Origin of the sequence: Alterotamlana spongicola (assembly GCF_035818475.1) — a bacterium.
GTDB lineage: Bacteria > Bacteroidota > Bacteroidia > Flavobacteriales > Flavobacteriaceae > Cognatitamlana.
Genome location: NZ_JAYMGV010000001.1, coordinates 422,076 through 435,884, shown reverse-complemented (window position 1 = coordinate 435,884; position 13,809 = coordinate 422,076). Strand labels below are relative to the sequence as shown.

At 34.3% G+C, this 13,809-nt stretch carries 11 protein-coding genes and 2 tRNA genes; 7 read left to right on the top strand and 6 right to left on the bottom strand.

Features of this window, described 5'->3' with window-relative positions; all coding sequences use genetic code 11:
- Positions 1 to 130 precede the first annotated feature (130 nt).
- From VOI54_RS01840 to VOI54_RS01815, 6 genes are all read right to left on the bottom strand, one after another.
- Positions 131 to 1,108: a GTP pyrophosphokinase gene (locus VOI54_RS01840; protein ID WP_326281024.1), complete on the bottom strand. Its 978-nt coding sequence runs from the start codon at positions 1,106 to 1,108 to the stop codon at positions 131 to 133.
- 154 nt (positions 1,109 to 1,262) lie between these two features.
- The gene (locus VOI54_RS01835; RefSeq protein WP_326281023.1) at positions 1,263 to 2,105 is read right to left on the bottom strand and encodes a GIY-YIG nuclease family protein; all 843 of its coding nucleotides are present in this window, start codon (positions 2,103 to 2,105) and stop codon (positions 1,263 to 1,265) included.
- A complete protein-coding gene (locus VOI54_RS01830; RefSeq protein ID WP_326281022.1) occupies positions 2,106 to 2,762 on the bottom strand; it encodes a hypothetical protein in 657 nt (218 codons plus the stop codon).
- Between the two features lie 137 nt (positions 2,763 to 2,899).
- Positions 2,900 to 3,559, bottom strand: a complete 660-nt coding sequence (locus tag VOI54_RS01825; RefSeq protein WP_326281021.1) for a class I SAM-dependent methyltransferase — start codon at positions 3,557 to 3,559, stop codon at positions 2,900 to 2,902.
- Positions 3,560 to 3,598: 39 nt separating this feature from the next.
- Positions 3,599 to 5,140 carry an alpha-L-fucosidase gene (locus tag VOI54_RS01820; protein ID WP_326281020.1) on the bottom strand — a complete coding sequence of 514 codons (1,542 nt, stop codon included), beginning with the start codon at positions 5,138 to 5,140 and terminating at the stop codon, positions 3,599 to 3,601.
- Positions 5,141 to 5,227: 87 nt separating this feature from the next.
- Positions 5,228 to 5,764 carry an RNA methyltransferase gene (locus VOI54_RS01815; RefSeq protein WP_326281019.1) on the bottom strand — a complete coding sequence of 179 codons (537 nt, stop codon included), beginning with the start codon at positions 5,762 to 5,764 and terminating at the stop codon, positions 5,228 to 5,230.
- A 260-nt stretch (positions 5,765 to 6,024) separates the two neighbouring features.
- Between VOI54_RS01815 and mutS the strand changes: the two genes are divergently transcribed.
- From mutS to VOI54_RS01780, 7 genes are all read left to right on the top strand, one after another.
- Positions 6,025 to 8,634, top strand: a complete 2,610-nt coding sequence (gene mutS, locus VOI54_RS01810; RefSeq protein WP_326281018.1) for a DNA mismatch repair protein MutS — start codon at positions 6,025 to 6,027, stop codon at positions 8,632 to 8,634.
- A 13-nt stretch (positions 8,635 to 8,647) separates the two neighbouring features.
- On the top strand, positions 8,648 to 10,978 hold the full coding sequence (locus VOI54_RS01805; protein WP_326281017.1) for a hypothetical protein: 2,331 nt from the start codon (positions 8,648 to 8,650) through the stop codon (positions 10,976 to 10,978).
- 117 nt (positions 10,979 to 11,095) lie between these two features.
- Positions 11,096 to 11,167, top strand: a tRNA-Gly gene (locus tag VOI54_RS01800).
- Positions 11,168 to 11,218: 51 nt separating this feature from the next.
- Positions 11,219 to 11,302: transfer RNA gene (locus VOI54_RS01795), tRNA-Leu, on the top strand.
- 359 nt (positions 11,303 to 11,661) lie between these two features.
- A complete protein-coding gene (locus VOI54_RS01790) occupies positions 11,662 to 12,030 on the top strand; it encodes a hypothetical protein (RefSeq protein WP_326281016.1) in 369 nt (122 codons plus the stop codon).
- 176 nt (positions 12,031 to 12,206) lie between these two features.
- Complete coding sequence (locus VOI54_RS01785) at positions 12,207 to 12,761, top strand: TlpA family protein disulfide reductase (protein WP_326281015.1); 555 nt, start codon at positions 12,207 to 12,209, stop codon at positions 12,759 to 12,761.
- A gap of 393 nt (positions 12,762 to 13,154) precedes the next feature.
- Entirely contained in the window at positions 13,155 to 13,778 is a 624-nt protein-coding gene (locus VOI54_RS01780) for an integrase core domain-containing protein (protein WP_326281014.1), read from the top strand.
- The last annotated feature ends 31 nt before the right edge of the window (positions 13,779 to 13,809 follow it).

The window sequence follows — 13,809 nt, the reverse complement described above, 5'->3', positions numbered from 1 at the left end:
TATTTATATGTCAATTCATTTATACTTCGGAATCTTACTGATACCAGTTTGATGTTGACCATAAATGTATAAAAATCGTTTTCGTTTTAGCATATAAACCGGAATTAATTATACACCGTTTTGCGTATGGTTATTTCTCTAAAAACTCTATCAGATAAGATATCGCGGCTCCATTGACAAGTCCAATGGACTTACCTTCTGTTGCTTTTTCTTCATTACTTACTGCTGATTTAATTATTTCTTTCTTATATTTTTTGAGATTAATCTGAATCTGTTTGATGTTTGTTATATTTAATTCTGGGTTTTTAGAAATTCTTTTAAGATTATGCTCGACTAAATTATCTGAAAAAGAAAATGATTTATCATAACTCCAATTTAGTTGCTTAGCAACTGATTTTTCTATGTCATCGATATCAGGATTGCTTTTAACTAGTTCCAATAAGCTAATTTTATCTAGAAGTATGCTTTCAGAGTTCTTATCTAAATTTTCACTAACATTTTCACCATATTCTTGGAGCTGGTTTCTTAATCTTATGAATTCGATATCTGCTATTTCTAATAGGGCAGCAATTCTTGAAAAACTTCTTTTTGCAAAACTTGGAATAGCAAATTCCCCTTTGTAGCCAATATCATGTTCGATTTCTGCCCAAGAGTGTTGTAATATTGAGCGAACTTGTATTTCAAATTTTTTGCCTTTGAATTTCTTGTTCTCAGTAAGACGAAGACGTTGTTTAGTAAGAGACGCTACATAGTGGAGTGACATATACCCGAATTTTTCACTCTCCAGAGCTCTTTTATCGATGGAATTTTTCCTATCGACTTCATATTCTCGTTCTATTATGTCCGCAATTTTATCTACATCATCCTCAAAGAAGGTTATGATTCTAATTCCAGCTAAATCAGTTATTTCTTCAATATTTGAGTATTTATTATTCTTTCTTTTTAGCTTTCCATCCAACTTCTCGACATCCTTGGCTCTACAAGTAATATGATGAACATTTATACCCTCATCGTTTATTAGTTCCTCTAGTAAGTCTTTTACCTTAATGGCTAAAACCTCATAAATTGATTTGTTCTCTATGTATGATTCTACTATTTGGTTTCCCATTGTTGGTTTATTTAATTGTAGCTAACGGTTTTGGCTATGAGTAGCTACTTGGGCTAACACCTAATTTTGCAAGTATGAGCCAAACTGAAATCTGCGAAGATTTTCAGAAGTAGGCTAGGACAAGCAATTACTTATCCATTGTTGTACTGCGTTTTTATTTCCTTTTTAACTCATCTAATGTTTTTCCATCTTTATTCTTCCATTTAGTCCAGCCATTTGTTGAACGTCCTAAAACAACTCCTCCAGCTGTACTTGGTGAATTAAACACATAATCTTGAGTGAATTCAAATACGCCATTTTTTTCAATTAGGATTTCATTCTGAATAAGCTTCTGCCTTAAATTAATTAAATATTCATGACAAGATGGAACAGTGTCCTTTTTTACCTGTGAACCTTTAAACACAACAAAACCGTCATCTATTAAGTCTCCTTCTGCTTTTATATTACGTCCTTTTAGTATTAATATTTCTTTAGGTGTGATTTGCTCTTTGCCTACTTTGTCATAAACGGGAAAACCAAGGGTAGAAAGAAGTATTTTTATTGTATCAAAGCTATCAAGTAAGTCAGCTTCCATAGATTCCGTTACGAAAGGTTTACTAGGAGCTGTTAGGTTTTCGGTTTCATATCTGTTAGATTCTTTGGCTTGTTTGACAGCTATGTGTTCCAGGTATTTAGCGTGTGATTTAGTAAAAGCATTTATTTTAGAAATCATAACTACAGCATAATTCCAAAATTCTTTGATTCTATTATGTTGTTTAAGTCTATCTAAGCAATCTTCAGCCTCTCCAATGTATACGATAGGTTTAGCTTTTTCAGCAGATTCACCAAATAGGAAATAAATACCAACATTATTTAATTCATTTCTTGTAGAAATGTACTCAAGCTTATTTCGTGGGACTAAAATAGCCTTTACAACTCTGTTAGTTATTTCAGCAATTTTCACACTCCTTGGTGAACCATCTGGTAAAAAGATTTGTATTGTTTGTGGTCTATTCATTTATTTTTCAGATATTTTTTTACTAACAATTGTTAGTCTTAAGGCGAAAGCAATAATTAGAAATAGAATTCCAAAAGTATATTTATAACCTTCCCAGAAGTCATCATTTATTATTTTAGTTAGTTCGTCACGATTTTTAATTTGCTCGTTTATTCTTTGATGGACAATAAGCACATGTTTATACTCTGCAAGTGCTTGATAATTCTCTATGTTTATTACAGGGATTTTATCAAGTAAGATATAATTGTTATTAATTGATTTTTCTGCCATTGCCTTTACTTTTTTCATCCATGAGCAAACAGAATCTTGTTCTGCTTGCCTTTTATCAAACACTTCTTGAGATAGCAACCCACTATTATTGTATTTAAAACAATGATTTGAAATTTCAGAATAGTTTTTCAAATCTTTTACATCATTCTTTAATCGATTATTAATAAATTCTAGTCGATTTACACTTCTGTTTTTTCTGTTTTCGGCGACCAGAAATAAAACACCAAAAACTCCTACAAAAATCCAAGAATACTCAAACCAATGCCAAATAGAACCTCTTAATTTTAGTAGTTTAACAAAAACTAAATAAAAGATTCCCCAGAGAATAATTATCCCTAAAAATGTATTAAACGGTTTGGTAATAAGTCCTTCTAAAAGTTCAAACATAATTTTTCAAATGCAGTACAACGCTGAAATAAAAACAACCGTCTTTATCTCCAAAAAATTTATTGCAATAAATGTAAGTATAATTCTTACATGTTAAGTGGGTTTTTTGTATAATTATTATGTTAAGAAGAAAGCAATTAAAACACCTGATATACTATAGTTACAATACGTCCTTTACCGGGTTCTAAACTATACTGGTCTAAAAGTGTTTTGTCTTTAATGGTTAAGTTAAAAGGGGACTCCAACAGATCAATCCCACTGTTGTGTTTTAACCGGATGCCTTGCCCGGAAATAATGTCTATATTAGGTGTAAAGCTCCCTGTTGGGATATGTTCTGTAAGTATAATATACTTATAGGTTTTCAGTGTTTTGACAATGCTTAGTATTTCGGCATTGGAGAGATGCTGTAATACCTGCCGTAGTATAACGCAATCCGTAGACGGAAGCTTGTCTTTGGCAATGTCCAGGCAGTGAAATTCCAGGTTTTTGGCCGTATATAACGCTTGGTTTCTTTTAATAAGTGTTTCAACAATATCAACGGCTATGTATTTTTTAGTGTGTTTTACTAAGTGTCTGCCGATATTAAAATCGCCACAACCCAGATCACAAACAGTTAAAGGCGTTTTATGGCTGTTTAAAAAAGTAATGACCTTATCCAGATAAGGGGTTATAATATTGGGGTCATGAGATCCGGTTCCGGAGTAAAAATCAAAGGTTTTACCACCCCAGAGTTTCATGTCATAGATCTGGTCCATGGCCTTTTTTGTCGGCCAAGGTTGTTTTGCTTTTTTGGTCACTTAAATAGGTGTAAACTAAAATATGTTGTGTGATCTTAACTATTCAAACTCTACCTTAAAAACAGTAGCTATGTTATCCATAGCAGCAGCTTCAGGGGTTTGTATAACTAATTGATCAGTATTAACAGCCCATTCCAGTTCCGTACCGCTACCTACCACGGAAACCTTTTTTACAGATTGAGAATGACCAATATCCCCAACATGTTTAATAGGTAGTTTGGTATTAGCTTCCGGTAATCCCAGGGCATAGATATACAGTGTTTTTTTGTCTTTTGAGGTGGTGAACCTGTAATCCAGGTTGCTATACTTTATGGTAGCAGATTGTCCTCCAAAATGGCCTTTTTCAAATGCTGCCACACCATAACCGTAAACCGTATGTGTTCTCGTGCCGTAAACAGCTTCTTTGTGTTTGTCAATCCAGACCCCGATAGCGGCTAACACCTCTCTTTGTTCATCATTAATAATACCGTCTGCTCTCGGAGATATGTTTAAAAGTACGATGCCTTTTTTACTCCAAACATCAATCATGTTTCTAATAACCAGATCAGGGGCTTTATAGGTTTGGCCTTTTATATAGCTCCAACTGCGGTTACTTAGGGTAATATCCGTAAGCCAGTAGTCTTCTGAGATTTCTGTTTTCCCGCCCTGTTCTATATCCAGAACGCCTACGTTAGTCGGTAAATCTTTTTGTTTATATGCTACAATAGGTTCCTGCTTATTTTTAGTACCACTGTTAAAATGATGCGCAACCATTTTTTGTCTGTAATTTTCAGGAATCTGGTCCAGCCAGGAGTCAAACCAGATAATATCCGGGGCATAGCTATCTACCACTTCCTTGACCTGATCCAGCCAATAGCTATTAAATTCCTCTTCTTCAAGATTCCCATAAAGCAATCTTAATTTAGGATCTGTAGTGGAGGTTACTAAATCCGGGTGATAAGGAAAGTGACTATTGGGGCTAACCTTCAGCCCTTTGCCAATCCAGTTTGTAGAATCGTTTGCATAACGCTGTCCTAACTTGGCGTGATGAAACGTTGCTATAGTTTTTAAATCAAGGGTTTTTAATTCTTTAAACAGATCACCTAAAATATCTTTCTCAGGTCCCATAACGTTTGCATTCCACGGATTTACTTTACTGCCCCACATGGCAAAACCATCATGATGCTGTGCTACCGGGCCGGCAAATTTAGCGCCTGTTTTTTTAAATAGGGCAGCCCATTCTTTAGCGTCAAAATGCTCTGCTTTAAACATGGGGATAAAATCATGGTAATCAAAATCAGAACCATAGGTGTTTTTATGATGTTCATAAACGCCTCCTCCCCATATATCACCTCTATTGGGGTAGTACATCCACCTGGGGTACCATTCATTATTAAATGCCGGAACACTATACACCCCCCAATGAAAATAAATTCCAAATTTAGCATCCTTAAACCATTCGGGTTCTTTATTGTTAGTGGCTAAGGACTCCCAGGTTTCATCATATGTGGCTGTTTCAACACTAGCTGCTTGCTCTTGCTTGTTTTTACAGCTGCCAAATATTAAAATGAAGGTTGCTAAAATCAGTAATTTGGTTTTCATAATACAGTGATATTATTGGTTTAGGTAAATTGACGGACTAAGATAAGATTATTTACTTACAGGTTTTGCTTATAGGCTGTAGTATATTTATTTAGTAAGATTGAGCTTTGAAAACATATCCCAGATCACTACGCCACAGCTTACAGAAATGTTTAAAGAGTGTTTGGAACCAAATTGTGGTATTTCAATAACGTGATGACTTGCACTAACCACATTTTGGGCAACGCCTTTTACTTCATTGCCAAAAACAAGTGCATATGTTGTGCCAGGAGCAACAGTAAAGTTGTTTAGCATTGTGGCCTGTTCAGCTTGTTCTACAGCGCAGATTGTTACGTTTTCAGCTTTTAATTTTTGAACCAGATCTATGGTGTCTTCAACATATTCCCAATCTACCGTATCCGTACTTCCTAAAGCTGTTTTATGAATGTCTTTGTGAGGAGGGGTTGCTGTAATACCGCAGAGGTAAATTTTTTCGATCAAAAAGGCATCACTGGTTCTAAAAACAGAACCAATATTATTCAGGCTTCTAATGTTGTCCAAAATGATAATGAGTGGTGTCTTTTTAGCTGTTCTGAAGGCATCAACACTCAATCGGTTTAATTCGCTGTTTTTTAGTTTACGCATTATGCAGTTTATATGTTGTTATGAAGCTTTGTATCATTAGAAAAATCTCTGATTGAGAGATGTTTCAACTATGCTTTGTAGGACAGGTTCATATTTTAATATTGTTGAAATCTCATTCTAATTGTAGATAACTTCTAAAAAATCAACTTTAGAAAACATGAAATTAATAGTACATTGCATGCTACAATTTTGTCAAAAATAACATTAAAAAACCACTTTTCCATTGGGATTTATATCTTCATAGGAATGGCAGAGGCACCATGAAAAAAACGAAGAAAGAAACACCGTTAATGAAACAGTACAATGCTATTAAAGCTAAGTACCCTGATGCATTGTTATTATTTCGTGTAGGTGATTTTTATGAAACCTTTGGGGAAGATGCTGTTAAAACGGCAGGCATTTTAGGTATTATTTTAACCAAACGCGGTGCCGGAAGTGAGAGTGAAACAGCTCTTGCAGGGTTTCCACACCATTCTTTAAATACCTATTTGCCCAAATTGGTGAAAGCCGGAGAGCGTGTGGCTATTTGCGATCAGCTGGAAGACCCAAAGCAAACCAAAACCATTGTAAAGCGTGGTGTAACAGAATTAGTAACCCCGGGAGTGGCATTAAATGATGAGGTATTGGTTTCAAAATCCAATAACTTTTTGTGCTCCGTTTATTTTGATAAAAAATATATTGGGATTTCGTTTTTAGATATTTCAACCGGAGAATTTTTAACCTCTCAGGGTAATGCGGAATACATTGATAAACTGCTTCAAAATTTTAGTCCGAGTGAAGTTTTGGTGTCCAAACAAAAACGGACACTTTTTAATGACACCTTTGGTGAAGATTTTCATACCTTTTATTTAGAAGACTGGGTTTATCAAACCGATTATGCTTATGAAACACTTATCAAGCATTTTGACACCAAGACCTTAAAAGGCTTTGGTATTGAAGATTTATACGAGGGTATTATAGCATCGGGCTCCATTCTGCATTATTTGGGTGAGACACAACATCATAAATTACAACATATCACTACTATTTCCAGAATTGCGGAAAATGATTATGTATGGATGGATAAGTTCACCATTAGAAATTTAGAACTCTATCATTCTACAAATAACAATGCTGTAACCCTTTTGAATGTTATAGATAAAACCATTTCGCCAATGGGGGGCAGGATGTTAAAGCGATGGCTGGCATTACCTTTAAAAAACGCAGACAAAATAAAGCAACGCCATGATGTGGTAAGTTTTCTGACTAAAGAAAATGAAGTACTTCAAAAGGTTCAGAATCATATTAAACAGATAGGCGATTTAGAGCGTTTAATCTCTAAAATTGCAACAGGGAAGGTGAGTCCTAGGGAAGTGATTCAGCTTAAAAATTCGTTAGAAGCTATAGTGCCTATAAAAACTTTGGCTTCCGGCTGTAAAAATGCATCCTTAAAAAATATTGGTGAACCTCTTCAAAGCTGTGATGCCCTCAGGGAAAAGATCAAAGAAACGCTTAATGAAGATGCTCCCGTAAATGTATTGAAAGGGCATACTATAGCAAGTGGTTTTTCTACAGAGTTGGATGAATTAAGAGCCTTGTCAAAATCCGGGAAAGACTATCTGGATAATATGCTGGAGCGTGAGAGTGAACGCACCGGAATTACCTCTCTTAAAATAGCGTCTAATAATGTCTTTGGATATTATATTGAAGTGCGTAACACACATAAAGATAAAGTTCCGGAGGAATGGATCAGAAAGCAAACCCTGGTGAATGCAGAGCGCTATATTACAGAAGAACTCAAAGCCTATGAAGCTAAAATATTAGGGGCCGAAGAGCGTATTTTAGCCATTGAGCAGCAATTGTTTTCTGAATTGGTAAGCTGGATGAGTCAGTATATTAAAGTAGTACAGCAAAATGCACTTTTAATCGGGCAATTAGATTGTTTGTGTGGCTTTTCGCAATTGGCAAAAGACAACAATTATGTGTATCCTACTATTGATGAATCTTATGATTTAGAGATAAAAGCAGGAAGGCACCCGGTTATTGAAAAGCAGTTACCCATAGGAGAGGCATACATTGCTAATGATGTGTTTTTAGACAGGCTTACACAACAAATCATCATGATCACCGGGCCTAATATGTCCGGTAAATCAGCTATTTTACGTCAAACAGCACTTATTGTGTTATTGGCTCAAGTAGGAAGCTTTGTGCCGGCCAAAGCTGCACGAATAGGCCTGGTAGATAAAATTTTCACCAGGGTAGGCGCCAGTGATAATATCTCTATGGGCGAGTCTACATTTATGGTTGAAATGAATGAAACCGCTTCCATTTTAAATAACATATCTGATAGAAGCTTGGTATTGCTTGACGAAATAGGACGTGGAACAAGTACTTATGATGGAATATCCATAGCCTGGGCTATAAGTGAATACTTGCATGAGCACCCTTCAAAGCCAAAAACATTATTTGCTACGCATTATCACGAGCTTAATGAAATGACCGAAACCTTTGAACGTATTAAAAACTTTAATGTTTCTGTAAAAGAACTGAAGGATAATGTATTGTTTTTAAGAAAGTTGGTTGAAGGGGGAAGTGAGCATAGTTTTGGTATTCATGTTGCAAAAATGGCGGGAATGCCCCAGCAGGTTTTACATCGCGCCAATAAAATTTTAAAGAAATTAGAAAAATCACACTCCAGTGAAGAGCTTACCGATAAGGTAAAATCCATAACTGATGATATGCAGCTCAGTTTCTTTAATTTAGACGATCCGCTACTTGAAAATATCAAGGAAGAAATATTGCATACAGATATTGATACACTTACGCCGGTAGAAGCACTTATGAAATTGAATGAGATCAAACGTATGCTGGTTAAGAAAAAAAAGGCATAACAGCTTCATATCTATGAAAAGAGTTTTAGTTTTGGTATTGTTCTTATGTGCGCTTTACAGTGAGGCCCAAGACTTCAAAACTACAATTGCTAAACCTTTATTAGAAGATCAGTTGTTTTTTGAGAAGGTATTTGTACATACTAATAAAACTATATATTGGTTAGATGACACCATTTGGTTTAAAGCCTATGTTGTTTCAAGTGAAAATATACCATCTTTAAAAACCACGTTACTTTATGTTAATTTATTGGATGAAGAAGGACGTGTATTGGAGCGCAAAAATGTTCTGATTAATAAAGGCGTAGGGACCGGGCAATTTGAATTGACTGGGAATCTAAAGTCAGGGACCTATTTCATACAATCTTATACCAACTATATGCGTAATTTTGGAGATGATAATTATTATGTTCAGAAGCTTACTATTATAAACGAACCTGTAAACACAGAGTCTTCCCAAAACTCAAAACCTGTCTATGATATTCAAATTTTACCGGAAGGGGGATATTTAATTGAAAATACAGAAAATGTTACAGGTATAAAGGTCCTGGTGAATAATCAAAGTATTGACTATACAGGGCAAATTTTAGATAGTAATAATAAGGAGGTTGCCGCTTTTACAAATATGCATTTAGGAATGACCAGATGCAAGTTTTACTATAAAGCCACAGAAAGCTATACAGCAAAGTTTGTTTTAAAAGATACCGTTATTAAAAGAGAGCTTCCCAAATCTAAACGTACAGGAGTGGCGCTACAGGTGTATTCTAACAATATAGATTCATTACAGGTCCACTTGCAAACTAATACGTATTCTATTGATAATAATAAAAATACCTATACTGTTTTATTTCATCAAAAGAATAAGTTAATCGATTATGCTCAAATTATTTTAAAAGATACATTTGGGCTAAGATTAAAAATTGGTAAATCAGCATTTTATAATGGGGTGAATACCGTTACGGTTTTTAATGAAATTAATCAACCCGTTTTAGAACGCAAATTCTTTATAGAGAAAAGTGATAAACAGGTAAATTTAACTTTAAAGCAGGAAAAGAAATGGAAAGATTCCATAGGCTATAAGCTTCGTGTAGAAACTTCCGGTTTAAGGGAAGCTATAGCTTCTCAATTAAGTGTTTCGGTTTTATCAGTAGACAATAATTATAGTTTAAACAAACAGGTTAGTATAGAAAGTGCTTTTCTGTTATCTCCTTATTTAAAAGGAACTATTGAAAACCCGGCCTATTATTTTAGCAAGACATTCAAAAACAGGTTAAAGTTTCTTGATCTGTTACTTTTAAATCAGGGTTGGGTGCAGTACACTGCAAAAGAGATGATTGCCGATCTAAATCCAAAATACAACTATGATTTTGAATTGGGGTTTAATTTAAAAGGCAGGGCGTCTCCATTATATACTAATAACTTGGCGTTGCTCACGGATAAAGATGAGGTGATTGATAAAGTTTATTTAAACAACAAGGGCGCCTTTAATTTTAATAAACTCTTGGTTTATAAAGGCGATAAGGTCAAACTGGCTTTTGTTGGCGAGGAAAATGAAGCCATTAAGCCTAAAGAAATACAAATTGACAGTACAAATTATTTCCACTTACCCTTTAAAAACTATCTTAACTCAAAGCAGGTTGTTAAAAGTAAGACACTTGTTGATAAGGAGATATGGAAAGATTTTTATAATAAGGATCATACTAGGCTGGATGCTGTAAAGGTAGTTGGGAAAAAACGAAGTGAAGCTTACATAAAAAGAAAAAGGCTTATAAATAAGTATAGAAAAACCACTTTTGATATTGGGAAATACATGGTATTGGATATCCCTGAATATTTTTTAGGTGAAAGAAAGGATTTAATGACCTATTTAACACAACTGGAAGGTGTAAGCTTAAAAAGCTGGAAAGGGGTGGAATGGTATCTAGAGGTGGGTTATAAAAAAGAAGCCCTGTTGTTTATTGACGGAGAACGGGTTGAGTCTGCAGAACTGCCCGGGGTTATATTGTATATGGAAGATGTGGAAAATATAATGATGCAGCCAATTAGAGGCAATAGGATTTACCAGGTGTTTACTACAGAAAATTATAAAAAAGACATACAGGAATTGTTTAAAGCATATACTATTTTTAATGGGTATAGCAAAAGCAAACAATATTATACGCCGTTAATTGAAAATACGGTATTGCCTGTAAAAGAGATTGATTGGAAACCAAGATTAAAAACGAATAAGGAAGGTACTGTTTATTTTAAAGTGAAACATAATAAGAACAAAGTGAATTATGTGTTTTTAATTGAAGGCGTTTCTAAAGACGGACATTTAATCAGTGATATGATTAACCTTAATTGATGAATATCAGTCAATTGTAAAATAATTATATTATTTTTCTAAAAAGGTTTTGCTATTATTATAAATGTGTTAAATTTGCATCCGCAATAGCGATATTGCATGTTCATTAAAATGACTGCGAAAGTAGCTCAGGGGTAGAGCATCACCTTGCCAAGGTGGGGGTCGCGGGTTCAAATCCCGTCTTTCGCTCTGATACTTTCATAAAATATACCAAATGATATGTAGGACATATCATAGCGCGCTGAAGTGGTGGAATTGGTAGACACGTTGGACTTAAAATCCAATGGACATTAGTCCGTGCGGGTTCAAGTCCCGCCTTCAGTACAGATAAAAAGCCGAAACATTTGTTTCGGCTTTTTTGTTTTCAGAACGAACGGAACTTGTTTCAGTGAGTAGAGAAAACAAAATAGGCGACCCGAAGGGAGGACCTTTTTCAACATGTTGGGGCAGGGTACGTTGTAGGCAATTTCTGCTTTCAGTGCTAAACCTCTTGTAGATCAAATGATTTTCAAGAGGTTTTTATTTTTAAGAGTTATTATGCCAGCCGTTTACTATTTTCTGTTCTTTTAAAAATCCTTTAGACTTGTAAGTATTTGCATATATTTGGGTGTATATATAATAAGAATAAACACCCTAGGGTGTTTATTCTATTGTTGTAGCACATTTCAGAAACATAACAGAAAATGATAAAACAAGCCAATAATAATGAAAGTATTTCTAAACTGTTGACAAATGAGCGATTTGAATTGGGGTTTTCTGAAGTAAAAAAGAGATTGACAGAATTAAAAGAAGAAGGATTACTTGATAAAACTCAATTTGAAAAAATAATAAATGAAGACATCTTGTTAAAGATTAAGTATAAAACTTATAAAAAATGTATTCAGAAAATAATTATTGGACTAACTATTACAGCTATAGGATTTGGACTAATACGCGAATATTCATCACGATATTTGTTTATTAGCGCAGGAATAATTCTATCTATTAGCTCATTGTTCGGAATTTTATCGAATAGACTGACTAAAATTCAAGTACAGTATCTGAAAAAATAAAAACGTGCTACAACACAGTATATAAAAAATTGCTAGTTTTATCCTAAACCAAAGTTAGTTGCTTTGTTTGCTTGCATCTGATTTTCCTCCACGCTAGAAAGCGTGGCAGGATGGAAAATCCTCGCTCACAAAACCGCAACTTTCCATATACGTAACCGTTGTAAACCATTACCAAAATGAAAAGAATATTTTTAATATTGATTGGAATATTGTTGACTCAAGAAATCTCCTATGCTCAAAAATCGATTTCTGACTTTGAGATTATTGAAGATTCTACTAATACATTTAAAGAAATAGACGATTTCTTTAAGTTAGACAAATTCAAAGGAAAAGTAATTTATGTGGATGTTTGGGGAACAAGATGCGGACCTTGTATAAAAGAATTTGCATATAATAAAGAACTTAAAGAGAAATTTAAAAATAAGCAAGTAGAATTTTTATATCTCTGTTCTCCTTATAGTATGAAAAGAGACTCTCTAAATATTGAATTATGGAAAAAGTTAATTGTTAAACATAATTTAGGCGGACTCAATATATTTATGTCTCCTCAATGTTATATGGAAGGATTTTTTGAAAAATATGCCGATAAATATACTGAACGTGAACAATACGGAATTCCAGCTTATCTTTTGGTAAATAAAAAAGGAGACATAATTAATTTCAAAGCTCCTAGACCCTCATCCAAAGAAAAACTTTATAAGGAAATAGAAGATTTATTAAGTGAAAAATAAAATAACGGTTTACAACATAGTATCCTATGAAAAGCACTAGCCCAGTTTTTCAAAGTTAATATTTTATTTTTTTACTTAAACCACTTTTTTTCTTTTTTGATATAACTTGCTCGGCATCCTATTTGTGATCGATTCTTGATCGTCACCAGCATCTGTATGATTATAAGTTATAATAACCTGGCCACTTGCTAAAAAATGTGATACTAAGAATTTAGTTCACCCACGTTGTTTTGTGATACAGGTTTGCCTACTTTTATTGTGAGCTTTGTTATCTGTTATTATCTATTCCAATACACCAATGGTATAAGGTGTCTCTGTTTTTATCACTGCTAAGGTTCTACTAAGCAACTTTCTGGCCACTTTAATTATTATACTCTTTACGTTCTTTCCTTGATGCTTTCTATAATAGGCTTGCATCACTGGATCTGCTCGTATGGCCTGCCTCAACAAATCCACACAGACAACGGTAGCCCTTTTGGTTCTGTGAGAGCTATCCAACGCTATACTCAACTCTCTTATTGGTTTATTGAACTTGGGATTACTCCCGTATTTTCTGATCCTGCTCATCCTGAACAAAATGGGAGGCACGAACGTATGCACCGTGACTTAAAGGCGGCCTGTGCCAAACCTTCGGCTTATGATCTAAAAACCCAACAACGAAAATTAAACTATTTTGTAAAGGAGTATAACCATATAAGACCTCATGAAGCCTTAAACATGAAAACACCTGCTGCTGTTCATGATTTTGCGGCTAGACCTTTTCCTGAAAAAACACCTCACTTTGATTATGATTCAGATCATAAAGTTCTTAAAGTAACTCAAAACGGAGCTATCAGATGGAGATCGTATTATTGGGTATATCTAACTAGTGCCCTAAAGGGTAAATATGTAGGAATCGAAGAACTAGGTAATGGTATTTGGAAAGTATTTTACAGAAACGTATTTTTAGGTTTCTTTAATGAAAATGAATTAAGAAATAAAAAAACAAACATAAGGTTAGAAACTAATTTAGTGTAAAGTCTAATCTTTAACTTGTGTAAACAATGTC